The 493-nt window shown below is 71.2% G+C and carries 1 protein-coding gene; it reads right to left on the bottom strand.

Annotated elements, in window-relative coordinates; genetic code table 11:
- Nucleotides 1-493, bottom strand: a 493-nt coding sequence (locus EEB15_RS33295) for a transporter substrate-binding protein (RefSeq protein WP_141514260.1), incomplete at both ends; no start/stop codon positions are given.

The raw sequence follows: 493 nt of genomic DNA on the forward strand, positions 1-493 counted from the left end.
GCCGGGCAGCGGATGCCGGTAGAGGTAGTCGCAGATCACCTCGGGCGCGTCGCTGCCGGTGTGCTGCAGGGCCTCGGCGAAGGCGTGCACCGCCACGTAGGCGCCGGTGTAGTAGTGCGAGCAGCGGTCGAGCCCGTGCACCAGTTGCTGGCACCGGCTGAATTCGGCATGCACGCTCTCGAAGAACGGACCGCAGGACAGCAGGCGCAGGTTCGGCCGCTCGCCGACCTCGCCCAGCTCCGCCTCGGTGAGGTTGCAGCTGAGCACCGGCAGGCGGATGCCGGCCTGCGCGCAGGCGGCGTCCAGCTCGCGCAGGAAGGCGTAGGAGGACTCGCCCACCAGGTTGTTCAGCACGAACGAGGGCGCCTGGCCCATGAGCGTGGGAATCGCCTCGGCGAAGCCGGTGCCGCCCAGGTGCACGTACTTCTCGCCGAGCACCCGGCCGCCGGCCAGCTCCAGCACCTCGCGGGCGATCCGGTTGCTCTCCCAGCCC

It is taken from the genome of Ramlibacter sp. WS9 (assembly GCF_003797765.1).
In the GTDB taxonomy this organism is placed as follows: domain Bacteria; phylum Pseudomonadota; class Gammaproteobacteria; order Burkholderiales; family Burkholderiaceae_C; genus Ramlibacter.